Origin of the sequence: Tardiphaga sp. 768_D3_N2_1 (assembly GCF_052076105.1) — a bacterium.
Taxonomy (GTDB): domain Bacteria; phylum Pseudomonadota; class Alphaproteobacteria; order Rhizobiales; family Xanthobacteraceae; genus Tardiphaga.
On record NZ_CP197245.1, the window covers coordinates 649,576 to 671,563 of the forward strand.

The window sequence follows — 21,988 nt, forward strand, 5'->3', positions numbered from 1 at the left end:
CAAGTATTTGAAAATACGTAAATATCGTCAAATCTTGCCTCTGAGAATGCCCAATATTCAGGCGCCGCCCGCAAGAAATGTATACGATCTGAAGCTTCACTCGAATACAATTCTGGCACCGGATTTGCTATGATCACGTCAGCATTTGTCTCCAGGAGAACCCCGATGTCGCAATCCCCCGCCGCGCTTGCGCCTGTCACCGACGAAACCGCCCAGGCCGCAGACCTCGTCGAGCGGTTTCTCGTCGCGTCCATGGTGCCGGATCCGGAAACCGCCGGCACCTTCATGTCGGCAGATGTCGCGATCACCTTCACAGGCGGCCGCAAGTTCAAGCATCCGCGCGATGCCACCGCCTTCAACGCCATGCGCTACAAATGGGTGAAGAAGAAGATGGAGCGTACAGATGTGTCGCCGGGGAATGGCGAGACCATCGTCTACAATACCGGGACGCTCTATGGCGAATGGCATGACGGCACGCCGTTCGAAGGCAATCGCTATGTCGATCGCTTCGTCGTACGCGACGGCAAGATCGTGAAAATGGATGTCTGGAACGACAGCGCCGAACGCATTCTCGTGCGCATGGATATCGAAGCGTAGCGCGAACACGGCGGCTTGATCGCCGCGCGCGTCCAGCATCTCGACATGTCGACGATCTGGCACCCGGCTTGCATACAGAGTGCAAGCTGAGTGTAACCAGGGAACGTTGATGTTGCAGGGATTATCCGGGACGATGATGACGGGCGCGGCGCTGCTGTGCCTGATCGGTTTCACCAATACGGCCAAGGCCGATGCAGCTGCCTGTCCGGCGACGATTCCGTTCGGCCTGACCACACCACTGACGGGTAATCTTGCGCTGCTCGGCACCCAGGCGCGCAACGGCGCCGAATTCGCCGTCGAGGAGATCAATGCCGCCGGGGGCATCGCCGGCAAGAAAATCGCGCTCACCACCGAAGACACCGGCGCCTCGTCGACCGACGCTCTGAACGCGATGAATCGCACCATCGAGGGCAAGCCGCTGATCATCATGTCGTCGATGATCTCGCCGCATGTGTTTGCGCAGACCGAGAGCGTCAACAAATCCGAGACCCCGTTCATCGTCGGCGCCACCAACGCGAAAGTCACCGCCCAAGGCTCGAAATGGCTGTTCCGCACCCATGCCCATGACGGCCAGCTCGCCGACCTGATCCCCGAATATCTCGTGAAGTCGCTGAAGAAGACCAAACCCGGCATTCTCGTCGTTGCCGACGATTACGGCCTCGGCGCATCGAAGGGCATTCAGACTGCCCTTAGTAAGCTTAACGTTACGCCGGTCGCGATGGCCTCCTATGCGCCATCTGACAAGGACATGAGCGCGCAGCTTCTGGAGATCAAGGATAAGGGCGCGGACAGCCTGATCTTGTTCGGTCGTCCGTCGGACATCACGCTGGTGCTGAAGCAAATGGGTGATCTCGGCATCAAGCTGACCACCATCGGCAATACCAGCATCGTCGCCCAGACCACGCTGAACAATCTCTCCGCGGCCGAAGCCGATGGCAATTATGCGATCGGCGGCATGATCCCGCAAACCTCGACCGATCCGAAGATTCTGGATTGGGCGAAGCGCGTGCAGGAAAAATACAAGGTGCCGGCCGACAACTTCACCGTCTCCTATTACGACTCGGTCTACATGCTGAAGTCGATCATCGAGAAAGTCGGCTGCGACAAGCCAGCGATCCGTGATGCCCTGGCTGCCACCAAGGACTTCAAGGGCATGCTGATTTCCTATCAGGCGGATGCCAATGGCGACCTCGCCCATACGCTCGGCACCTACCGTAACAAGGGCAAGACCCCGGAATTCACCGGACCGATCAAAGAGAGCGGGTTCTAAGACTTCATGGGCCAGCTCGTCGTCAACGGCCTGGCGCTCGGGAGCATCTATGCTCTCGTGGCGCTCGGTCTGCTGCTGATCTTCAACACCGTCCAGATCGTCAATTTCGCGCAGGGACAGTTGTTGATGCTCGGTGCCTTCATCGGCATTTCGGGTGCGGTGACGCATGAGCTGCCGATGGCGCTGGCCTGGGCCTCCACCATGCTGGCGATGGCGTTGATCGGCATCATCTTCATGGTGCTGGTCTACTTCCCCTTGCGCGGGCGGCCGCCGTTTCTGGTGATCCTCACCACGATCGCGATGGGCATCGTGCTGGAGAATATCGCCCTGATCATATGGGGACCGCTGCCGGTATCGCTCCCCTCCCCGGTACGAGGGCCGCCGCTGCGTTTCGCCGGTGTCGTCATCTCGATGCATCAGCTCTTCATCTTCGGCACACTCGCCGTGATCCTGCTGCTGCAATATCTGATGCTGACCAAGACACGCTTCGGCATCCTGATGCAGGCCACCGCGCAGGATCTGCACACGGCTCGACTGGTCGGCATTCCTGTCAACCGCACCATCGCGGTTGCCTTTGCCTTTGGTGCGATCCTATCGGGTGTCGCAGGCCTGCTGGTGGCGCCGATTTTTCTGGCGGAGCCGACCATGGGTGGCAGTCTGGGTCTCAAAGGCTTCGTCGTCAGCGTGATCGGCGGCTTCGGCAATCTGCCCGGCGCAGTGATCGGCGGCTTGTTCCTCGGCCTGATCGAAACCTTTGGCGCGCGCTACATCTCGTCGAACTTCCGCGACGCCTATGCCTTCATCGTGATGATTGCCGTGCTCGTGGCCTGGCCGCGCGGACTGTTCGGCGAGAAGAGCAGCGAGAAGGTGTGACAGTGAAACACTGGCTTCCGCTCACGCTTGGCGCTGTCGTGGCGCTGCTGATCCCGGCAGTGACCCATGACAACTATGTCATTCAGCTCCTCAACATCGCCATTCTCAACGCCATCGTCGTGCTCGGCTTGAACTTCGCCACCGGCTGGGTTGGCCAGATCAATTTCGGTCAGGCCGCATTTTACGGCCTCGGCGCCTACACTACAGGCATCGCCGCCAAGGCCGGATTGCCCTGGATTACGACGCCGTTCCTGTCGGTGATCATCGTGATGGCGGCGAGCCTCGTGCTTGGCCTGCCGACGTTGCGGCTGCGCACCTATTATCTCGCAATGACCACGATCGGCTTCGGCGAGATCGTCCGGTTGATCATCGTACATTGGGAGCCGGTCACTGGAGGCACCTCCGGCCTGCGCGCTATCCCGGGTATCAGCGTGTTCAGCATCGGCCCGCAAGGGCAGGTTCAACATTACTATTTGCTGATCGCAGTGCTGGCGATTGCGGCCCTCATCGCCGCGCGAATTCGGCAATCGTCGCTCGGCCGCGCCATGATCGCCACCAAGGATTCCGAGATCGCCGCCGAACAGAGCGGCGTCGACACTACGCGTACCAAGCTGATCGCCTTCATGATCGGTGCCGTCTATGCCGGCCTCGCCGGTTGTCTCTACGCCTCCTCGATCCGCTTCATCAGCCCGGACAGCTTCTCGGGCACCCAGGCCATCCTGCTGATGACCATGCTGATCGTCGGCGGCATGGGCTCGATCCCCGGCTGCGTCATCGGCGCCGTCGGCCTGACCATTTTGCCGGAGGCGCTACGTTTCCTCGGGCAATGGTACCTCGTGCTTTATGGCCTCGGCGTCATCGCCGTGATCGTGCTGGCGCCCGGTGGCCTCGCCTCGCTCGTATCGAAGCTGCCACGCTCGGCAGGTGCACGATGACGGATCAAGCGATCATCACCGCGCGCGGCGTGACGCGCCGTTTCGGCGGCCTTGTCGCGCTCGACGGCGTCGATCTCGACGTCCCTAAGGGGATCGTGCAGGCGATCATCGGCCCCAACGGCTCAGGCAAGACCACGCTGCTGAATGCGCTATCCGGTGCCTCACATGCTGATGCCGGTTCGATCCGCATCGACGGCAAGGAGATCTTCCGCCTCAGGCCCAGCCGCATCGCGCGGCTCGGGCTGGCACGCACGTTCCAGAACATCCGGGTGTTTTCCAATCTCACCGTGCTGGAAAATGTGAAAGTCGCCGCGGCCTGCAACGCGTCCATGTCGATGATCAACATCATGTTGTCAAACGCGACACAGCGGCAGCGCGAGGCGGAGATCGAGAGCACGGCGCGTGAGGCGCTGGACATCGTCGGCCTCGCCGGGCGCGCGGACGACCGTCCGACCCAACTGCCTTATGCGCAGCAGCGCCTGCTGGAAATCGCACGCGCGCTGGCGTCAAAGCCCGGCGTGCTGCTGCTGGACGAGCCTGCCGCCGGCATGAATATGACCGAGAGCATGACCCTGCTCGATACCATCGCGAAACTGAAAAGCAAGGGCATCACCGTGCTGCTGGTCGAACACAATGTGCGGCTGGTGATGGGGATCAGCGACCGCGTTGCCGTCCTCGATTTCGGCAAGAAGATCGCCGAGGGCGCGCCGTCCGAGGTGCAGCGCAACCCGTTGGTTATCGAGGCCTATCTCGGCAGGCGGCATCGCCATGCTTAAGATCGATAATCTTCGTGTCTCCTACGGCCACATCGAAGTGCTGAAGGGCATTTCCCTGAGCGTGGAGATGGGCGAGATCGTCGCCTTGATCGGCGGCAACGGCGCCGGCAAGACCACGACGCTCAGCACCATCTCCGGCCTGCTGCGACCGACATCCGGCACGATCTCGTGGAAAGGCGAAAACATTCATGGCACGGCCGTGGAAACCATTGTCGGGGCCGGCCTCGCACACTGCCCCGAAGGCCGCCGGATTTTTCCGGGCCTTACAGTCCGCGAAAACCTGATCACAGGGACAGCATCGCGCGCCTACAAGAAGGCCGAGGTAGACGACGACCTGACGCTGGTGCTCGAGCTGTTTCCGCGGCTGAAAGAGCGCATCAAGCAAGGCGGGTGGTCGCTCTCCGGCGGCGAACAGCAGATGCTGGCGATCGGCCGCGCGCTGATGTCTCGGCCGAGCCTTCTGATGCTGGATGAGCCCTCGCTGGGGCTCGCGCCCATCGTGATCGAGCAGGTGTTCGACAAGATTGTCGAGCTAAACAAACGCACCGGGCTTGGCGTATTGCTCGTGGAGCAGAATTCGGCGATGGCACTCGAAGTGGCGGCGCGGGCATTCGTGCTGGAGACCGGATCGATCACACTATCCGGCTCGGCCTCGGTGCTAGCCGATGACCCGCGCATTCGCGAAGCCTATCTGGGCGGTTAGCAGTTGGCCTCTCCTCGACTTAGAGGCAAGGCCAACCTTCTGTCACTTCACATTCTTCAGCAGCGCGATATTCGCAGCGACTTCCTTCGCCACGAGGTCGTCCATCGCCTGCGGCTCCATCGGCATCGGTTCGACGCCGATCTTCGTCAGCGCAGCCTGCATTTCCGGCCTGGCCAGCACCTTGAGGCCGGCATCGCGCATCTTGCCGACGATCTCGCGCGGCGTCTTCGACGGCACGAATACGCCGATCCAGCTGTTGCTGACGCCGTCCTTCAGTCCGACCTCGGCCAGCGACGGCACGTCGGGTAGTTCCGGCGTCCGCTTTTCGGTGGAGACGACGAGTGGACGCACCTGCCCTTCCCGGATCAGCGGCAAAGCCGTCGCCGCCGGGCAGAAGTAGAAATCGATACGGCCACCAAGGATGTCGGCGATCACTTCCGGCCCGCCGCGATAAGGGATGTGCGTCGCTTCAAAGCCGCCAGCGATCCGGAATTTCTCGGCGCTGATATGCACGGCGCTGCCGATGCCGACCGAACCGAAATTGATCGAGGATCCCTTGGCCTTCGCATCCTTCAGGAAATCATCCACGGTTTTCCATGGGCGCTCCTTCGGCACGATCATGATCTGCGCGCTGACGCCAATCATGATCACCGACGACAGGTCCTTCGACGTGTCGTAAGGCAGGCTCGCATTGATCGCGGGGGTAATCGTCAGCGCCGAGGAATGGGCCAGCACGCTATAGCCGTCCGGGTCCGCCTTCGCGACTGCCGCAGTGCCCACGGCGCCGCCACCGCCGACGCGGTTCTCGACCACGATGGTCTGGCCGAGTTCCGGCCCGAGGCGCTCAAAGAAGATGCGCGGTACGACGTCCGTCGCGCTGCCTGGGCCGAACGGGATGGTGGCCTTGATCAGCCGGGTCGGCCAGGTGGTGTCCGCATGCGCCGCCGTGCACAGCAACAGACCCGCAACAACGCCAGACCACCGCACAAACTTGTTCATACCTTGCTCCAAATATACCAACCGCTATCAGCGGCGCCCGACAACCGGGTCCATAGAGGCGAACGAAGCAAGATCTGGACCGCTTGACGTCTCAAAAGCCGCGCCGGGTCCACCCTGGAAAGGCGGCCCGGCACAATTGTTACTTGGCCGCTTCGCTCTTGAGTAGCGCCTTGTTGGCTGCGATTTCCTTGACCAGCAGCGCGTCCATCTCTGTCGACGTCATCGGCATAGGCTCGACGCCGAGCTTCTTGAGACTGGCCTGCGTCTCAGGTGCGCCCAGCACTTTGGTGCCAGCCATGTAGAGCTTCGCAACGATGTCCGGCGGCGTCTTCGACGGCACGAACACACCAAACCAGATCGAGCTGTCAGCATCCTTGAGACCGGCATCGATCGGCGTCGGCACGTCCGGCAGATCGCGCACGCGGGTCGGCGTCGACACCACCAGCGCACGGACCTGGCCTTCGCGGATCAGCGGCAATGCCGTGGCCAGCGGGCAGAAATAGAAATCGATGCGGCCGCCAATGATGTCGGTGATGACTTCAGAGCCGCCGCGATACGGGATATGAGTGGCCTCGAAGCCGGCGGCGGCGCGGAATTTTTCAGAGCTGATATGCACGGCACTGCCGACGCCCACCGAGCCGTAATTGATCACGGTGCCCTTGGTCTTTGCTGCAGCCAGGAAATCCTGCAGTGTCTTCCATGGTCGTTCATTCGGCACGATCATCACATTGGCCGCATAACCGATCATCACCACCGAAGACAGCTCCTTGGTGGTGTCGTAAGTGAGATTGGGGAAGATCGCAGGCGCAATGGAGATCGCATTGGTCTGCGACAGCAGCGTGTAGCCATCCGGATCGCTTTTTGCGACTGCGCCCGTGCCGAGCGAGCCACCGGCGCCCACGCGATTTTCAATCACAATCGGCTGTCCCAGCTCCGTGCTCAGTCTTTCGAAAAAAAGACGCGGGACCACGTCCCCCGCACTGCCCGCGCCGAAAGGATTGACGGCCTTGATCGGCTTGGACGGCCAGTTGGTATCGGCCTGCGCCGCGCCGGACATCAACACCACGGCCAGCACCCACGACATTCGCCAAGACTTGTTCATCGCTCGCTCCAGTTGCGCCATTCGATGCGAATGGCAGCTCATGAAGGCAAGCAAAAGCAAGAACCGGACCGGCTGAGGACCTAGAGCGACGTCCCGGCCCGCGGCTTTTTCTCCGGCACTTCAGGCTCTGTCGGCACCGGCCCGATGCGCAGAGCGGTGATGCGGTTGCGCTCACGGCGCAGCACGCGGAAGCGGAAGTTGTAGAAGGTGAAGCTCTGCCCGCGCTCGGGGATGGAGCGCGCCTCGTGAATGACGAGACCGGCTACCGTGGTCGCTTCATCATCCGGCAGATGCCAGTCCATGGCGCGATTGAGGTCGCGGATCGGCACCGAACCATCGACCACCACCGAGCCATCGGCTTGCGCGCGTACGCCGGCAACGACCACGTCGTGTTCATCCGCGATGTCGCCGACGATTTCTTCGAGGATATCTTCCAGCGTCACCATGCCCTCGACCTCGCCATACTCGTCGACGACGAGCGCGAAGTGGGTCTTGCGGCGGCGGAACGCCTTGAGCTGATCCGACAGCGGACGCATCTCCGGCACGAACCACGGCGGCAGCGCGATGCTGGCGACGTCGATTTTCGACGTGTCGCCGTCCACCGCGCGGATGGCGCGCAACAGATCCTTGGCGTGCAGCACGCCGATGATGTTTTCAGGTTTCTCGCGCCACAGCGGAATGCGGGTGTATTCGGTGGCCAGCACCTCACGCACCAGTTCTTCGGACGGAAGATCCGCATTCAGCGTCACCATCGCCGTGCGATGGACCATGACATCGGACACCGCAAGATCGCCGAAGCGAAAGACGTTCTGGATGTATTCGGCCTCGCCTGACGCGATGCCGCCATGTTCGGCGGACTCGCCGACCAGACCTTCGATCTCCACACCGGTGAGAATCTCATGCGGCGACGCTTCCTGCACGCCGAGCAGCGCCAGCGTGCCGCGTGAGGCAGCGTTGAGCAGCCAGTTCAATGGATAGAACAGGATGTAGGACGCGTAGAGCGGATAGGCGATCCACTGCGACACCGGCTCCGGCTGCCGGATCGCCAGCGTCTTCGGCACCTGCTCGCCGATCACGATATGCAGCGACGAGAAGACGAGGAAGCCGGTCAGAAACGAGGTGAAGTGCAGCGCGGACTCCGACATCCCGAGAGGAAGTAGGATCGGCTGCAGCAAGGCCGCGACGGTCGGCTCACCGACCCAGCCGAGCCCCAGCGACGCCATGGTGATGCCGAGCTGGCAGCAGGCCAGATAGGCTTCGACGTCGCCCATCATCTGCTGCAGCAAGCGTGCGCCAAAGCGGTTGCGCTCGACCATCGTCTTGACGCGAAAGCCGCGACTCTTCACCAGCGCGAATTCTGCCGCCACGTAGAACGCGTTGGCCGCGAGCAGGAAGATCGCAATCAGCAGATTGACGGTAATCGAATTCATGAAAGTCCTGCCACGGCGCCGGCGGCGATGATTCCCAGGCCGGCCACCATCGGTTCTATCCCGTCAGCTTCTGATGCAGAAAGGCGCGAACCGTCGCGGGATCGACATCGCCAGCGATGACAGCCCGACCGATTGCCTCGAGGAGAATGAAGGTGAGCTTGCCGCGCTTCACTTTCTTGTCCTGCGCCATCAGCGCCATCAGCGTGTCTGCGTCAGCGAGACCTTCCTGTGCAAAACCCGCAATGTCCTGCAGCTTGGTCGGCAGTCCGACGTCAGCAAGATGGTGTTGAATGCGGACTGCGTCGCTCTCGGCAATCATGCCGAGTTGCGCCGACAATTGCGCAGCCAGCACCATGCCGACCGACACGCCCTCGCCATGGAACAACCGATCGGAGAAACCGGTCACCGCTTCCAACGCATGGCCAAAGGTGTGGCCGAGATTGAGCAATGCGCGTTCGCCATTCTCACGCTCGTCGCGCGACACGACACCCGCCTTGGCACGGCAGGAAGTGGCGATCGCATGTTCACGACCACTGCCGCCGCGCATGATGTCGGCATGATTGGCTTCGAGCCATGTGAAGAAGGCAGCATCGCCGAGCACGCCATATTTGGCGACTTCCGCATAGCCGGCGCGGAATTGCCGCGGTGACAGCGTATCGAGCACAGCCGTATCGGCAACGACCAGCACCGGCTGGTGGAAGGCGCCGAGCAGGTTCTTGCCCTGCGGCGAGTTGATGCCGGTCTTGCCGCCGACGGAGGAATCGACCTGTGCGAGCAGCGATGTCGGCACCTGCACGAAATCGACACCGCGGCGCACGATCGCTGCTGCAAAACCCGCGAGATCGCCGACCACGCCGCCGCCGAGAGCGATCACGAGATCATTGCGCTCGATCTTCGCCGCGATCAGCGCTTCGGAGACTTTTTCAAGCCCGGCATAGCTCTTCGAGCCCTCGCCTTCCTCGACGACGATGTGCGAGGTCGGAATATCAGCCGCCGCCAGTGAAGCTTCCGTCGCAGCCAGCCAATGTTTAGCGACGGTCTTGTCCGTCACGATCGCCGTGCGCACGCCGGGCCGCAACTTCGCGATGCGCGCCCCCAGCGAGGGCAGCACGTTGCGGCCGATGACGATGTCATAGGCGCGGTCGGCTAGTGCGACATCCACGGTAATCGGATCGGAATGCTTCAGGGGCGCGGTCATAGATGCGGGCTCAAGGGATCGCCTGTCGGCTCGGTGATGGCGGAGGCTGCATGCGGGCGGAACAGATGTTCATGCAACGCGACGATGCCCTCCTCCACGATCTTCTCATGCGGCACGTCGCGCGAGTCGATCATGATGTCGGTCTGCTCGTAGAACGGATGACGCGCCTCGATCAGCCGCGCGATGGTCGCCGCGGGATCGGCAGTCTTCAGCAGCGGGCGATTTTCCCGGCGCCGGACCCGGCGCAGGATCACATCCGCATCGGCCTTCAGCCACAGGGAGATCGCCTTGTCGCGGATCCGCTGCCGGGTCTCCTCGCGCAGGAAAGCACCGCCGCCGGTCGCCAGCAGAATTGGTCCACTGTCCAGCAGCCGGGCAATCACCCGTGCCTCACCGTCGCGGAAATGCGGCTCGCCATGGACCTCAAAAATGTCGGGGATCGACATCCCGGCTGCCGCCTCGATCTCGTTGTCAGCGTCGACGAAAGGCAGCCGCAGCCGGGTCGCCATGCGCCGGCCGATGGTCGATTTGCCCGCCCCCATCATGCCCACCAGCACGACCGAGCGCTTTCCCAGCGCCGCGACGATGGCGGCCTCCTGGGATGCGCTGGCAATCGCCGGCAAGATGGTCTCGGACATCAAAAACACCTGCAAAATCAGTGAGCGGCAATGGATCGCAGAGGTTTGCCGCATTCCGGTCACCTATACTACCCCCAGCGCCAGCGTTGCCAGCACCTCTTGCAATCTGTATCCGAACAAGGTGACCGCCCCGGCGGTACGAATCGCCCTTTTCGCTGCCGAGTTCCTCCGCCATGCCCAGCCTGTTCCGCTTTTTGACGGTCGTCGCGGTAATCGGCGGCATGGTCTATGGCGTGATCTTCGCACTGGCGAATTTCGTCAATCCGAAGCCCCGGGACATGACGATCACCATCCAGCCGGACAAATTTCTCAAGAAATAGCCGCTAGGGTCGCCCCCATGAGCACCCCTTCTGCTTCCGACGCCAAGCTTTCCGGCCTGTTCCTCGACATGCTCGCCGCCGAACAGGGCGCCGGCGTCAATACGCTGGACGCCTATCGGCGCGATCTCGAAGATTTCTCCGAATTCGCCACCCGGGCGAAATCCAGCTTTGCCGGTGCCGACACCCAGTTGCTGCGCGACTATCTCGAAGACCTGGACGAACGCGGCTTCAAATCGACCACCGTGGCGCGGCGGCTATCCGCCATACGGCATTTGTTCCGCTTTCTGCTCAGCGAAAAAATCCGCACGGACGACCCGGCCGCCATTCTGTCCGGGCCCAAGCGCGGCCGCAGCCTGCCCAAGGTACTGTCGATCGCCGATGTCGACCGGATGCTGGTGCAGGCGCGCACGCAAGCGCAACATACCGAAGCCTCGGCGCTACAGCGGCTGCGCAATGCCCGGCTCTATTGTCTGCTCGAAGTGCTCTACGCCACCGGGCTTCGCGTCTCCGAACTGGTCTCGCTGCCGCTCACTGCCGCGCGCCGCGATGCACGCATGATCGTGGTGCGTGGCAAAGGCAACAAGGAGCGGCTGGTGCCGCTCAACGAAACCGCCAAACAGGCGATGGCGGACTATCTCGCCGCCATGACCGAGTTGCAAAAGGCTCAACCAAAAAAGAGTGCCGCCTCGAAATGGTTGTTTCCGTCTTTTGGCGAGAGCGGCCACCTCACCAGGCAGCATTTCGCCCGCGACCTGAAAGAACTCGCGGCTGCATCCGGCATCGCGCCGCGGCTGGTCTCGCCGCACGTGCTGCGCCACGCCTTCGCCAGCCATCTGCTGCATAACGGCGCGGATCTTCGCATCGTGCAGACCCTGCTCGGCCATACCGATATCTCGACCACGCAGATCTACACCCATGTGATGGAAGAGCGGCTCAAGAGCATGGTCCGCGACCTGCATCCGCTCGCGGAGAAATAGTGCTCAGCGCGACTGCGGCTCGGCCTCGCCGAGGTGATCCGTCTCATCGTCGCGCCGCATCCCGGAGGTCGGCACCAGCACCGGCTGCAGCGCCGGAATCAGCCGGGTACGTTCGCGCTTTGCGGGGATCGCCCGATAGACCTGTTTGGTGGCTTCGACGATATGCACGCCGGCGAACGGCATCGACAGCGCCGCGCCAATCCGCTCCCATGCCATCGCCGAGCGCAGAAACCAGCCCATCCCGACCGGCGGCATGAACAGCGCCTCGCTCCACGCCGTCGGCGTAAACCAGGTCTGTCGCAGCAACTGCGTGATCTGCGAGCGCGAATAGGGCCGGCCGTGACCAAACGGCGTCGAGTCGGTGCGGGTCCAGACGCCCCGGCGATTCGGAATCACCGCCATCAACCGACCGGATGGCGCAAGTACGCGCCAGACTTCGCGGAGCAAGCCTTCGGGATCGTCGGACATTTCCAGGGCGTGCACCAAGATGATTCGATCGACGGCAGCATCCGGCAGCGGCAGCGAGAATTCGTCGACCAGCGTGGCCAGCGCGGGCTTAGCCGTCGGCCATTTCAGCACGCCCTGCGCCGCCGGCATGAACGCAATGCAGCGCTCGGCATTTTCGCGGAACAGGCCCAGATACGGCGTGGGATAACCGAGGCCGAGCACGCGCTGGCCCTCCGCGTCGGGCCAATGCGCCTGAATACCACGATTGATCAACCGCCGCGCCACGATACCGAGGCGGCGCGAATAGAAATCCCGGAGATCGATCACATCGATGGTCATGATGACTTTCTAACACGTTACGGCGGCCCATGATCCCCCGAATCGCGCATTGCCCGGGCAGCGTTAACGCCACATATCCAGACCATCGCACGGGGCGAGCTACACCAATTGACAAGGCCTGCCCGGCTGCGGCCTAGTCGGAGAAACAGGTGCCGCGACGTCGTTGCCGGAGAGACAAAATGCTGTCACGCCGAGATCAAACAATCACAAGGGCGGCGGCGATGGCCGCGAGTCTGGCCGTGATGACTTCTCTGGTGCCGGTCGGCGCTCACGCCAATCCCGCCACGGTCGATTACATATGCACCCCCGCATTGCCGGGCGGCAGCAAGATCTCCGTCGATTACAATTCAGGCGGCAAATCGATCACCCTGTTCTATCCCAACGGAGAAACGCTGCGCATGCCGATCCAGCGATCGGGCTCGGGTTTCCGCTACGGTGAGGGCAATGTCGAGATTGCCGGCAAGGGCCAGACCACCATCACGCTGCAAGTTGCCGGCCAGCCCTCGCGCCAATGTGTGACACCGCGCTGAACGCCATGCACCACGCATCTGCCTCATACCCATCAATTTGCCGCATCACAGTGCGAGCGCATCACGACGCGATCCAACGGAGTTACCATGGCTGCTGAAATTCGTGTGTTCCCCTGTCTGTCCGACAATTTCGGCTACCTGATTCATGATCCGCAGAGCCTGAAGACCGCCGCGATCGACGCGCCGGAGGCCGGCCCGATCATGAAGGTGCTGCAGCGCGAAGGCTGGAAGCTCACGGATATCCTGGTGACGCATCACCATGCCGACCATGTCGGCGGTATCGCCGAGCTGAAGAAGACCTATGGCTGCAAGGTTACGGCGCCGCATGATCAGGGCTCGGCGATTCCTGAAGTCGACGTCCGCGTCGCCGAAGGCGATACCGTGCAGGTCGGCGCACTCACAGCACGGGTGTTCGAGACCCCCGGCCATACGCTCGACCATATCTGCTACGTGTTCGACAGCGAGCTGGCACTATTCTCCGCCGACACCCTGTTTTCCGGCGGCTGCGGCCGGGTGTTCGAGGGCACCTATCCGATGATGTGGCAATCGCTGAAGAAGCTGCGCACATTGCCCGACGACTACCGTGTCTATTGCGGTCACGAATACACCGCGGCAAACGTCAAGTTCTGCCTCGGCATCGATCCCAATAACGAGGCGCTGAAGAAGCGCTCCGACGAAGTGGCGCAGCTGCGCGCCGTCGGCAAGCCGACCATCCCGGTGCTGCTCGGCCTCGAGAAGAAGACCAACGTCTTCCTGCGCGCCGACGATCCGGCCATCGCCGCCGCCGTCCGCCTCAAGGGATTCAGCGAGGACGACGTGTTCGGCGAACTCCGCGAACGCAAGAACAAGTCCTGATGGCAGGCAAGACGCCAACTGCAGCCGAGATTATCGCGACGCTCGGCCTGCAGCCGCATCCCGAAGGCGGGCACTATCGCGAAACGTTTCGCGATAGCCGCGTGGACGCGAACGGGCGCGCAGCCTCGACGGCGATCTACTTCCTGCTGGCATCAGGCGAACGCTCGCACTGGCATCGCATCGATGCGGTCGAGATCTGGCATTATCATGCGGGCGCGCCGCTGACGCTGGAAATCGCTGATGATGCCGGACGGCGCATGATCACGCTCGGGCCGGACGTCGCCGCAGGACAAGAGCCACAAGGCATTGTCCCACCGCATGCCTGGCAGGCCGCCTCCACCACTGGCGACTGGACACTGGTCGGCTGCACCGTGGCACCGGGTTTCGATTTCGCGACGTTTGAGTTGGCCCCGAAGGGCTGGAAGCCCGACTAGTTCGGCTTCCAGATCATATCCTTCGCTGCGATCAAACCACCAGCTGCGATCAACGCTGCTGCGACGGCAATATTCGCGCTCGCCTGCGCGAAGCCGGCCAGGATCAGAAAGGCCGTCGACAGCAGCGGCGTGGCATAGGACGCAGCGCCGAGCACCCGGATGTCACCGCGCTTCATGCCGATGTCCCAGGTGTAAAAGGCAGCTCCCACCGGACCGACGCCGAGCGCAATCACCGACAACCATTGCAACGCGGTCTCGGGCCAGACTGTTGTCTCAACAACGAGATGGACAATCGTCGCAAGCAGCGCGGTGACAAGGCAGAAGCCGGCGACGGCGTCGGTCGGGACGGCCTTGAGTCGCCGCGACATCACCGAATAGGCCGTCCATACGAGGGCTGCGCAGAAGGCGGCAAACAACCCACCGGCATGGCCCGAAGCGAGATTGGCGGATGTATTGCCCCACAGCAGTAATACCGTGCCAACGAGACCCAGCAACGCGCCGATGATGTGATGCAGATGGAGCCTCTCACCGGGCAGCAATGACGAGAACAGAACGATCATCAGCGGCCAGAGATAATTCAAAAGCCCGGCTTCAGCCGGCGGCGCGAGGCGCAGCGCGACGAAATACAGCGCGTGATAGCCGAACAGCCCGCCGACGCCGACGACCCATATCAGCGGCGATTGCCTGAGCGCGCGAATGGCCTCGGGACGGCCGATCCAGCTGAGCGCCGCCGCCAACGCACCGATGGCGAAGGTCATGGCCGCAAGTTGAAATGGCGGGATCCGGCCTGTCGCTATCGCCATCACCGACAATAGCGACCACATCAATGTGGCCGTGAGACCGATCAGGGTAGCAGTACGGGGCGTCATCGAATCCAGTCTGTGTTTCGATGACGCCTAGCACATCAGGCGTGATATTGCCCGCCATTGATGGTCATGGTCGAGCCGGTCACGAAGCCGGAATCGTCCGCGGCCAGGAACACCACGGCGCGCGCGATTTCTTCGGGCTCGCCGAGGCGGTTGACCGGGATCTGCGGCAGGATGCTCTTCTCAAGAACGGCGAGCGGCACGGCCTGCACCATCTCGGTATTGATGTAGCCAGGGCAGATCACGTTCACCGTGATGCCGAGCTTGGCATTCTCCAGCGCGAGTGCCTTGGTAAAGCCGATGTCGCCGGCCTTGGCGGCAGAATAGTTGACCTGACCGAACTGCCCCTTCTGGCCGTTGATCGATGAAATATTGATGATACGGCCGAATTTGCGCTCACGCATACCCTCGATCACCTGACGGGTCATGTTGAACAGCGACCCGAGATTGGTGTTGACCACCCTGTTCCACTGTTCCGGCGTCATCTTGTGGAAGGCGCCATCCATGGTGATGCCGGCATTGTTGACCAGCACTTCCACCGGTCCCAGATCGTCCTCGACCTTTTTCACGCCGGCAGCGCATTCATCGAACGAACCGACATCCCACTTGTAGGTGCCGATACCCGTCTCGCTTCTGAATTTCTCGGCGGCGGCATCGTTGCCGGCATAGCTTGCCGCGACGCTGTATCCCGCAATCTTCAAAGCCTTGCTGATCGCAGCGCCAATCCCTCGTGTTCCACCGGTCACCAATGCTACGCGCGCCATGATCGATCCCTCCACAAATCTCTTTTGTAGTTATAGCTTCGAATTAATCCGGCGATACGACGAACATCAAGCAGAATTGGACCATCAAACGAAAATGCCCGGCGCAAAGCGCCGGGCATTTTGTGTAGCAGTGTGTGCAGTGCACACGCGAGCCGATGTTTTCAGCACGCGGCGCGCAAGAATTAGTCGCGTGCAATGCACATCGCGATGCCCATGCCGCCGCCGATGCACAGCGTGGCGAGGCCTTTCTTCGCGTCGCGCTTTTCCATCTCGTGCAACAACGTGACGAGAACACGCGCACCGGATGCACCCACCGGATGACCGATCGCGATCGCGCCACCGTTGACGTTAACCTTCGACGTATCCCAGCCGAGATCCTTGTTCACAGCGCAGGCCTGCGCTGCAAAGGCTTCGTTGGCTTCGATCAGGTCGAGATCGTTGATGGTCCAGCCTGCCTTCTTCAGCGCAGCGCGCGATGCCGGGATCGGGCCGGTGCCCATGATCTTCGGATCGACGCCGGCCTGGCCCCACGACACGATGCGGGCGAGCGGCTTGAGACCTTCCTTGGCGGCCTGCTTGGCGGTCATCAGCACAACGGCGGCAGCGCCGTCATTGATGCCCGATGCGCTGCCGGCAGTGACGGTGCCGTCTTTTTCGAAAGCCGGCTTCAGCTTGGCCATGGCTTCGATGGAGGCGCCGTGACGCGGATATTCGTCGGTGTCGACGACGATATCACCCTTGCGGGATTTGATGGTCACCGGGACAATCTCGTCCTTGAACTTGCCGGCCTTCTGCGCGGCTTCAGCCTTCTGCTGCGACGCAACGGCGAACTCGTCCTGCTGCTGACGGGTGATCTGGTACTGCTTCGCCACGTTCTCGGCGGTGTTGCCCATGTGATAGCCGTTGAAGGCATCCCACAGACCGTCCTTGATCATGGTGTCGACGAATTCCACCGGACCCATCTTCACGCCACCACGCAGATACTGCGCGTGCGGGGCCATGCTCATGGATTCCTGACCGCCGGCAACAACGATGTCCGAATCACCATTGAGCAGCGCCTGATAGCCAAGCGCCACGGTGCGCAGGCCGGAACCGCACAGCATGTTGACGCCCCAGGCCGAGGTTTCCACCGGGAGGCCGGCAGCGATCGAGGCCTGACGCGCGGGGTTCTGGCCCTGCGCAGCAGTGAGAATCTGTCCCATGATGACTTCGGAGACGCGGGCCGGATCGATCTTGCCGCGCTCAAGCGCCGCCTTGATGGCGATGGCGCCGAGATCATGCGCTGGCATGGTTGCGAAAGCGCCGTTGAAGCTGCCGACGGGTGTGCGGGCAGCGCTGACGATGACGACATCGTCTGACATGGACATCTCCTTTGTTGGGCTTTGTTGAGTTTCTTCGGCGGAAACCACCACTGACGTGACAGGCCGCTTTTCCTTCGGTGTCGTTAACCTATGGGGTTCGCGTCAAATCACCATAGCCATTTCGATAATGCAGCGCACCATAAATGGTATGGTTGGCACTTTGCATAGCACAATCATGCTGCGATTTTAACCGTGACGCACAAAACGGTAGCCGAGGCCATTTGAAAGTGCTTACTTTATTGCATTGCGTTGTTCGACCACCCAATCCGATCGCCTTTTGGCGCAATGCCGAAAGGTTTCCTGTTCCCGGTAGGTAAGTGAGCTGTCATGGCGAAATCAGATCAACCCACGACCATCAAGAAATACGCGAACCGTCGGCTCTATAATACCGGAACCAGTACCTATGTGACGCTGGAAGATCTCGCCGCGATGGTGAAGGACGGCGAGGACTTCCTCGTTTACGACGCCAAGACTGGCGACGACATCACCCGCTCGGTGCTGGCCCAGATCATTTTCGAACAAGAGAACAAGGCCGGCCAGAATCTCCTGCCGACCACTTTCCTGCGTCAGCTGATCCGCTTTTATGGCGACAGCATGCAGATGGTGGTGCCGAAATATCTCGAGCAATCCATCGACAGCCTGACGCGCGAGCAGGAGAAGTTTCGCAAGCAGATGACGAACACGTTCAGCATGACGCCGTTCGCGCCGCTGGAAGAAACCGTCCGCCGCAACATGGAGCTTTTTCAGCAAACTTTCTCGATGTTCAAGCCGTTCGTGCCGCCGCGCGGTGGTGCTGCGTCGCCGGAGCCGGAAAAGGCGCCGGAGCCGACGCCTGAGCCTGCCGACACCATGGATGATCTGCGTCGCCAGATGAAGGAAATGCAGGAACGCCTCGAGCGCATGTCGCACGAGCCGAAGTCGGAATAATCCGCGCTCACTTGTCGGAAATCGGAATGACGCCGGCCGTGGCTGCACCTACGGTCGGCGTTTCCATTTGATGAGCGCAACATCGCCATGGCGAAGCAACCCACCCCTCTCACTCTCGACCGACTCGACACCCCGATCGGCATCGCGCTGCTGGTGACGAACAACGGCGGTGCACTCTGCGCGCTCGACTGGATCGATTACGAAGAGCGCTTGCTGACTTTGTTGCGCCGTTACTATGGCCCAGTTGAACTGACCGAGAACTCGGCACCATCAGCAATCCGCAGTGCACTCTCACGCTATTTCGACGGCGACCTCGACCAACTCGATGGCATCACCTGCCATATCCCCGGCACGCCGTTTCAGAACCGTATCTGGACGGCACTGCGAAAAATCCCTGCGGGCAACACACTCAGCTACGGCACGCTGGCGGCGCAACTCGGCGTGCCCAATGCGATGCGCGCGGTCGGCCATGCCAATGGCGCAAACCCACTGAGTGTCGTCGTGCCCTGTCACCGCCTGATCGGCGCGAACGGTTCACTCACCGGCTATGGCGGCGGCATCGCGCGCAAACGCTGGCTGCTGGAGCATGAGGGCGTTGCGGTGAAGTCCTAAGCCGCCGGTTTCTCCGCGATATCGCCGTTCGCCAGTAGATGGATCAATGCGCGCTTGATCGCAGCCTGACGCGTCGGGGCGTTGATCTGCGCTCCGAGCAAATCGGTGACGTAGAACACGTCTCGCGCGCGCTCGCCGAAGGTCGCGACATGCGCCGAAGCGATGTTGAGATTGAGCTTCGAGATCGCCGTGGTGAGCTGATACAAGAGGCCAGGCCGGTCGAGGCCCGAGACCTCGATCACCGTGTAGCGATCCGACCACTGGTTGTTGACGATGACTTCCGGCTCAACCGTGAAGGCCTTGATCTTGCCCTTGGTCGAGGCGCGCTTGGCCACGGTTTCCGGCAGCCGTACCTTGCCTTCGAGCACGTCCTCGATCATGTCGCCGATCCGTGTCGCACGGCGACCTTCGTCGTCGTCGCGCTCGTATTCCCGGGAGATCGCGATGGTGTCGAGCGCGCGGCCATCCGTCGTGGTGTAGATCTGCGCATCAACGATGTTGGCGCCGGCGGCGGCGCATGCGCCGGCGATGATCGACAGCAACCAAGGGTGATCGACTGCCAGAATCGTAAGCTCGGTGACGCCGCGGGCTTCGTCAAAGCCGACATTGATCGCCAGCTTGTGCCCGGCTTCTTCCGAAGCGCGCAGGAAGCGCGCATGGCGAATCTTGCGGGCGAGCTCGACCTTGAGCCAGTAGGCCGGATAGTGCCGCAAAATATAGGCGTTGAGATCCTGCTCGGGCCATTCTGTAAAGGCACGGCGGAATTCGGCCTGCGCCGACGCGATGCGCTGGGCGCGATTGACCTCGGAGAAGCCGCCGGTGAGCACAGGCTCGGTCTCATAATACAGCGTACGCAGCAACTGCGCTTTCCAGCCGTTCCAGACACCGGGGCCGACGCCGCGGATATCGGCGGTGGTGAGAATCGTCAGCAGCTTCATCTGCTCCACCGACTGCACCACGGCGGCGAAATTCTCGATGGTCTTGCTATCCGACAGATCACGCGACTGCGCCACCGTGGACATGGTGAGATGTTCCTCGATCAGCCATGCGACGAGGTCCGTGTCGGCGGCGTTGAAGCCGAGTCGCGGGCATAGCCGCCGTGCGACCTTGGCGCCGGCGATGGAGTGATCCTCCGGACGCCCCTTGGCAATGTCATGCAACAGCACTGTGATGTAGATCACCGCGCGGTGTTCGGGGCGGATCTTGCGCATCAGATCGGTGGCGACAATGAACTCGTCATTGCCGCCGCGCTCGATCTCCTGAAGGATGCCGATACAGCGGATCAGATGCTCATCCACCGTGTAGTGATGATACATGTTGAACTGCATCATCGAGACGATGCGGCCGAAGGCGCGGATGAAATGGCCGAGCACGCCGGTCTCGTTCATGCGCCGCAGCACGATCTCGGCATTATCCGAAGTCAGGATCTCCATGAACAGCGCGTTGGCTTCGGGATTCTCGCGCATCTCCGGCGTGATCAGCCGGAGCGACCGTGTTGCTGCCCGCATCGCATCCGGATGGAAAGCCAGATTGTGCTTCTGCGCCAGTCGGAAGAACCGCATCAGATTGATCGGGTCTTCCTTGAACACGTCGGGCGCGGAAAGGTTGATGCGGTTGTTGTCGATGATGAACGCATCGCTGTCCGGCAGCCGGCGGCGATGCATCTCGGGTCGCAGCTTCGCCATCATGCGCGTCAGCGCCGGCGCCGGCTTGGCCTGCTGGTCTTCGAGCTTGGCGCACAGGATCGCCGTGAGATCACCGACTTCCTTGGCAATCAGGAAGTAGTGCTTCATGAAGCGCTCGACGTCCTGCATGCCGGGATGCGAGGTATAGCCGAGGCGGACCGCAATCTCGCGCTGCAGGTCGAAGGACAGCCGCTCTTCCGGTCGTTTGGTCAGGAAGTGGATATTGCAGCGGACCGACCACAGGAAGTCTTCGCAACGCTTGAAGGTGCGGTATTCCTGCGGATCGAACACGCCGCGCGCCACCAGCTCCTTGCTGTCACGCACCCGATAGACGTATTTCGCGATCCAGAACACGGTGTGCAGATCGCGCAGACCACCTTTGCCGTCCTTGACGTTGGGCTCGACCAGATAGCGCGACTGGCCGCCACGGCGATGACGCTCCTCGCGTTCGGCAAGCTTGGCAGTAACAAATTCCGCAGCGGTGCCCTGCACGACTTCGGCATCGAAGCGCGTGACCAGCTCATCGTAGAGGGCCTGATCGCCGGTGAGGAAGCGCGTCTCCAGAATCGCGGTGCGGATCGTCATGTCACCGCGCGCCTGGCGGATCGATTCATCCACCGAACGCGTGGCGTGGCCGACCTTCAGGCCCATGTCCCACAGGCAATAGAGGATGACTTCGGCGACCTGTTCGCCCCAGGCGGTCTGCTTGTAGGGCAGGATGAACAACAGATCGATGTCGGATTCCGGCGCCATCAGCCCGCGGCCATAGCCGCCGGTGGAGACCACGGCCATGCGCTCGCCGGTGGATGGAGTCGGCGAATGATACAGATGCCTGGTCGCCGCAGCGAACAGCATTCGGATGATTTCATCCTGCACGTGGCAGAGACGTTCGGCGCAGCGGCGGCCGTGGCGATCCTTCAGCAGCACGGCCTCGGCGGCTTCACTGGCCTTGAGCAGTTCGGCCTTCAGCAGCTTGGCGACGGCCGCCCGAAACAAATCGTTCTTGCCGCGATGCTGCGCTGCAAGCGCGTCGATCTCGGCAGTGATCCGCGGCGTGTCGAACTCGGTTTCGGTCGTCGGCTTGGCTTGTGTAGTAACGCTGTCCATGAACAACCCGGATATCGGACGGCGCAAGCGCTGTCACGGTGATTGTAGCCCCACAACTAGTCCATGCTGCCTTTTGCGCAATCCGGGCAACAACGTTCTCGCAGCGGTATCTCTGGCGCATCATATCTTCTCGTTGACGGAACGCCATAACTAATTGAAATTAAAGCACGTTTTTGCTCACAGAGCGACCCTGGCGTGGTGCCATGACGCCCGCAGGACGCAAGTCGCCTTCAAATCTCATGC

Annotated in this window: 23 protein-coding genes; 13 read left to right on the forward strand and 10 right to left on the reverse strand. The window is 61.8% G+C overall.

Going from position 1 to position 21,988, the window contains the following annotated elements; genetic code table 11:
- Window positions 1-165: 165 nt before the first annotated feature.
- The 6 genes from AB8A27_RS03080 to AB8A27_RS03105 all read left to right on the forward strand — a co-directional run bounded on the left by AB8A27_RS03080 (window position 166) and on the right by AB8A27_RS03105 (window position 5,154).
- Window positions 166-597: a nuclear transport factor 2 family protein gene (locus AB8A27_RS03080; RefSeq protein ID WP_441240625.1), complete on the forward strand. Its 432-nt coding sequence runs from the start codon at window positions 166-168 to the stop codon at window positions 595-597.
- A gap of 109 nt (window positions 598-706) precedes the next feature.
- A complete protein-coding gene (locus tag AB8A27_RS03085; protein ID WP_441240626.1) occupies window positions 707-1,867 on the forward strand; it encodes an ABC transporter substrate-binding protein in 1,161 nt (386 codons plus the stop codon).
- A 6-nt stretch (window positions 1,868-1,873) separates the two neighbouring features.
- Entirely contained in the window at window positions 1,874-2,740 is an 867-nt protein-coding gene (locus tag AB8A27_RS03090) for a branched-chain amino acid ABC transporter permease (RefSeq protein WP_441240627.1), read from the forward strand.
- Between the two features lie 2 nt (window positions 2,741-2,742).
- Complete coding sequence (locus AB8A27_RS03095; RefSeq protein WP_441240628.1) at window positions 2,743-3,675, forward strand: branched-chain amino acid ABC transporter permease; 933 nt, start codon at window positions 2,743-2,745, stop codon at window positions 3,673-3,675.
- On the forward strand, window positions 3,672-4,451 hold the full coding sequence (locus AB8A27_RS03100) for an ABC transporter ATP-binding protein (protein WP_441240629.1): 780 nt from the start codon (window positions 3,672-3,674) through the stop codon (window positions 4,449-4,451). The genes AB8A27_RS03095 and AB8A27_RS03100 overlap by 4 nt, the downstream gene beginning before the upstream one ends.
- Complete coding sequence (locus tag AB8A27_RS03105; protein WP_441240630.1) at window positions 4,444-5,154, forward strand: ABC transporter ATP-binding protein; 711 nt, start codon at window positions 4,444-4,446, stop codon at window positions 5,152-5,154. Before AB8A27_RS03100 ends, AB8A27_RS03105 begins: the two co-directional genes overlap by 8 nt.
- Window positions 5,155-5,196: 42 nt before the next feature.
- Here AB8A27_RS03105 and AB8A27_RS03110 read toward each other — a convergent pair whose 3' ends face one another.
- From AB8A27_RS03110 to AB8A27_RS03130, 5 genes are all read right to left on the reverse strand, one after another.
- Window positions 5,197-6,153, reverse strand: a complete 957-nt coding sequence (locus AB8A27_RS03110) for a Bug family tripartite tricarboxylate transporter substrate binding protein (RefSeq protein ID WP_441240631.1) — start codon at window positions 6,151-6,153, stop codon at window positions 5,197-5,199.
- Window positions 6,154-6,292: 139 nt separating this feature from the next.
- Window positions 6,293-7,255, reverse strand: a complete 963-nt coding sequence (locus AB8A27_RS03115) for a Bug family tripartite tricarboxylate transporter substrate binding protein (RefSeq protein WP_441240632.1) — start codon at window positions 7,253-7,255, stop codon at window positions 6,293-6,295.
- An 80-nt stretch (window positions 7,256-7,335) separates the two neighbouring features.
- A complete protein-coding gene (locus tag AB8A27_RS03120; protein ID WP_441240633.1) occupies window positions 7,336-8,685 on the reverse strand; it encodes a hemolysin family protein in 1,350 nt (449 codons plus the stop codon).
- Between the two features lie 55 nt (window positions 8,686-8,740).
- A complete protein-coding gene (gene aroB, locus AB8A27_RS03125; protein WP_441240634.1) occupies window positions 8,741-9,883 on the reverse strand; it encodes a 3-dehydroquinate synthase in 1,143 nt (380 codons plus the stop codon).
- A complete protein-coding gene (locus tag AB8A27_RS03130; RefSeq protein ID WP_441240635.1) occupies window positions 9,880-10,521 on the reverse strand; it encodes a shikimate kinase in 642 nt (213 codons plus the stop codon). Before AB8A27_RS03130 ends, aroB begins: the two co-directional genes overlap by 4 nt.
- A gap of 173 nt (window positions 10,522-10,694) precedes the next feature.
- On the opposite strand from AB8A27_RS03130, the gene AB8A27_RS03135 reads away from it, so the two are divergent.
- Both AB8A27_RS03135 and xerD read left to right on the forward strand, forming a co-directional pair.
- On the forward strand, window positions 10,695-10,841 hold the full coding sequence (locus AB8A27_RS03135; RefSeq protein ID WP_441240636.1) for a histidine kinase: 147 nt from the start codon (window positions 10,695-10,697) through the stop codon (window positions 10,839-10,841).
- Between the two features lie 17 nt (window positions 10,842-10,858).
- Entirely contained in the window at window positions 10,859-11,818 is a 960-nt protein-coding gene (gene xerD / locus AB8A27_RS03140; RefSeq protein WP_441240637.1) for a site-specific tyrosine recombinase XerD, read from the forward strand.
- A 3-nt stretch (window positions 11,819-11,821) separates the two neighbouring features.
- On the opposite strand, the gene AB8A27_RS03145 is transcribed toward xerD, so the two are convergent.
- On the reverse strand, window positions 11,822-12,604 hold the full coding sequence (locus AB8A27_RS03145) for a class I SAM-dependent methyltransferase (RefSeq protein WP_441240638.1): 783 nt from the start codon (window positions 12,602-12,604) through the stop codon (window positions 11,822-11,824).
- Window positions 12,605-12,825: 221 nt separating this feature from the next.
- Between AB8A27_RS03145 and AB8A27_RS03150 the strand changes: the two genes are divergently transcribed.
- From AB8A27_RS03150 to AB8A27_RS03160, 3 genes are all read left to right on the forward strand, one after another.
- Complete coding sequence (locus AB8A27_RS03150) at window positions 12,826-13,134, forward strand: MliC family protein (RefSeq protein ID WP_441240639.1); 309 nt, start codon at window positions 12,826-12,828, stop codon at window positions 13,132-13,134.
- 87 nt (window positions 13,135-13,221) lie between these two features.
- Window positions 13,222-13,989: a hydroxyacylglutathione hydrolase gene (gene gloB / locus AB8A27_RS03155; RefSeq protein WP_092139803.1), complete on the forward strand. Its 768-nt coding sequence runs from the start codon at window positions 13,222-13,224 to the stop codon at window positions 13,987-13,989.
- Window positions 13,989-14,423 carry a cupin domain-containing protein gene (locus AB8A27_RS03160; protein WP_441240640.1) on the forward strand — a complete coding sequence of 145 codons (435 nt, stop codon included), beginning with the start codon at window positions 13,989-13,991 and terminating at the stop codon, window positions 14,421-14,423. The genes gloB and AB8A27_RS03160 overlap by 1 nt, the downstream gene beginning before the upstream one ends.
- On the opposite strand, the gene yddG is transcribed toward AB8A27_RS03160, so the two are convergent.
- The 3 genes from yddG to AB8A27_RS03175 form a co-directional block, all read right to left on the reverse strand.
- Entirely contained in the window at window positions 14,420-15,292 is an 873-nt protein-coding gene (gene yddG / locus AB8A27_RS03165) for an aromatic amino acid exporter YddG (protein ID WP_441240641.1), read from the reverse strand. The genes AB8A27_RS03160 and yddG overlap by 4 nt on opposite strands.
- 35 nt (window positions 15,293-15,327) lie before the next feature.
- The gene (gene phbB / locus AB8A27_RS03170) at window positions 15,328-16,053 is read right to left on the reverse strand and encodes an acetoacetyl-CoA reductase (RefSeq protein ID WP_441240642.1); all 726 of its coding nucleotides are present in this window, start codon (window positions 16,051-16,053) and stop codon (window positions 15,328-15,330) included.
- Between the two features lie 182 nt (window positions 16,054-16,235).
- Complete coding sequence (locus AB8A27_RS03175) at window positions 16,236-17,414, reverse strand: acetyl-CoA C-acetyltransferase (RefSeq protein WP_092139809.1); 1,179 nt, start codon at window positions 17,412-17,414, stop codon at window positions 16,236-16,238.
- A gap of 327 nt (window positions 17,415-17,741) precedes the next feature.
- On the opposite strand from AB8A27_RS03175, the gene phaR reads away from it, so the two are divergent.
- Entirely contained in the window at window positions 17,742-18,341 is a 600-nt protein-coding gene (gene phaR, locus AB8A27_RS03180; RefSeq protein ID WP_092139811.1) for a polyhydroxyalkanoate synthesis repressor PhaR, read from the forward strand.
- Between the two features lie 87 nt (window positions 18,342-18,428).
- Entirely contained in the window at window positions 18,429-18,953 is a 525-nt protein-coding gene (locus AB8A27_RS03185; RefSeq protein WP_441240643.1) for a methylated-DNA--[protein]-cysteine S-methyltransferase, read from the forward strand.
- Here the strand turns inward: AB8A27_RS03185 and AB8A27_RS03190 are convergent.
- Window positions 18,950-21,745 (reverse strand): [protein-PII] uridylyltransferase, encoded by a 2,796-nt coding sequence (locus tag AB8A27_RS03190; RefSeq protein ID WP_441240644.1) that lies wholly within the window; start codon window positions 21,743-21,745, stop codon window positions 18,950-18,952. The genes AB8A27_RS03185 and AB8A27_RS03190 overlap by 4 nt on opposite strands.
- Between the last annotated feature and the right edge of the window lie 243 nt (window positions 21,746-21,988).

Excerpts from the sequence above, each read along its gene's own strand:
- AB8A27_RS03080 (WP_441240625.1), top strand. The coding sequence starts at position 166 with ATGTCGCAATCCCCCGCCGCGCTTGCGCCTGTCACCGACGAAACCGCC.
- AB8A27_RS03085 (WP_441240626.1), top strand. The coding sequence starts at position 707 with ATGTTGCAGGGATTATCCGGGACGATGATGACGGGCGCGGCGCTGCTG.
- AB8A27_RS03090 (WP_441240627.1), top strand. The coding sequence starts at position 1,874 with ATGGGCCAGCTCGTCGTCAACGGCCTGGCGCTCGGGAGCATCTATGCT.
- AB8A27_RS03100 (WP_441240629.1), top strand. The coding sequence starts at position 3,672 with ATGACGGATCAAGCGATCATCACCGCGCGCGGCGTGACGCGCCGTTTC.
- AB8A27_RS03105 (WP_441240630.1), top strand. The coding sequence starts at position 4,444 with ATGCTTAAGATCGATAATCTTCGTGTCTCCTACGGCCACATCGAAGTG.
- AB8A27_RS03110 (WP_441240631.1), bottom strand. The coding sequence starts at position 6,153 with ATGAACAAGTTTGTGCGGTGGTCTGGCGTTGTTGCGGGTCTGTTGCTG.
- AB8A27_RS03115 (WP_441240632.1), bottom strand. The coding sequence starts at position 7,255 with ATGAACAAGTCTTGGCGAATGTCGTGGGTGCTGGCCGTGGTGTTGATG.
- AB8A27_RS03120 (WP_441240633.1), bottom strand. The coding sequence starts at position 8,685 with ATGAATTCGATTACCGTCAATCTGCTGATTGCGATCTTCCTGCTCGCG.
- aroB (WP_441240634.1), bottom strand. The coding sequence starts at position 9,883 with ATGACCGCGCCCCTGAAGCATTCCGATCCGATTACCGTGGATGTCGCA.
- AB8A27_RS03130 (WP_441240635.1), bottom strand. The coding sequence starts at position 10,521 with ATGTCCGAGACCATCTTGCCGGCGATTGCCAGCGCATCCCAGGAGGCC.
- AB8A27_RS03135 (WP_441240636.1), top strand. The coding sequence starts at position 10,695 with ATGCCCAGCCTGTTCCGCTTTTTGACGGTCGTCGCGGTAATCGGCGGC.
- xerD (WP_441240637.1), top strand. The coding sequence starts at position 10,859 with ATGAGCACCCCTTCTGCTTCCGACGCCAAGCTTTCCGGCCTGTTCCTC.
- AB8A27_RS03145 (WP_441240638.1), bottom strand. The coding sequence starts at position 12,604 with ATGACCATCGATGTGATCGATCTCCGGGATTTCTATTCGCGCCGCCTC.
- AB8A27_RS03150 (WP_441240639.1), top strand. The coding sequence starts at position 12,826 with ATGGCCGCGAGTCTGGCCGTGATGACTTCTCTGGTGCCGGTCGGCGCT.
- gloB (WP_092139803.1), top strand. The coding sequence starts at position 13,222 with ATGGCTGCTGAAATTCGTGTGTTCCCCTGTCTGTCCGACAATTTCGGC.
- AB8A27_RS03160 (WP_441240640.1), top strand. The coding sequence starts at position 13,989 with ATGGCAGGCAAGACGCCAACTGCAGCCGAGATTATCGCGACGCTCGGC.
- yddG (WP_441240641.1), bottom strand. The coding sequence starts at position 15,292 with ATGACGCCCCGTACTGCTACCCTGATCGGTCTCACGGCCACATTGATG.
- phbB (WP_441240642.1), bottom strand. The coding sequence starts at position 16,053 with ATGGCGCGCGTAGCATTGGTGACCGGTGGAACACGAGGGATTGGCGCT.
- AB8A27_RS03175 (WP_092139809.1), bottom strand. The coding sequence starts at position 17,414 with ATGTCAGACGATGTCGTCATCGTCAGCGCTGCCCGCACACCCGTCGGC.
- phaR (WP_092139811.1), top strand. The coding sequence starts at position 17,742 with ATGGCGAAATCAGATCAACCCACGACCATCAAGAAATACGCGAACCGT.
- AB8A27_RS03185 (WP_441240643.1), top strand. The coding sequence starts at position 18,429 with ATGGCGAAGCAACCCACCCCTCTCACTCTCGACCGACTCGACACCCCG.
- AB8A27_RS03190 (WP_441240644.1), bottom strand. The coding sequence starts at position 21,745 with ATGGACAGCGTTACTACACAAGCCAAGCCGACGACCGAAACCGAGTTC.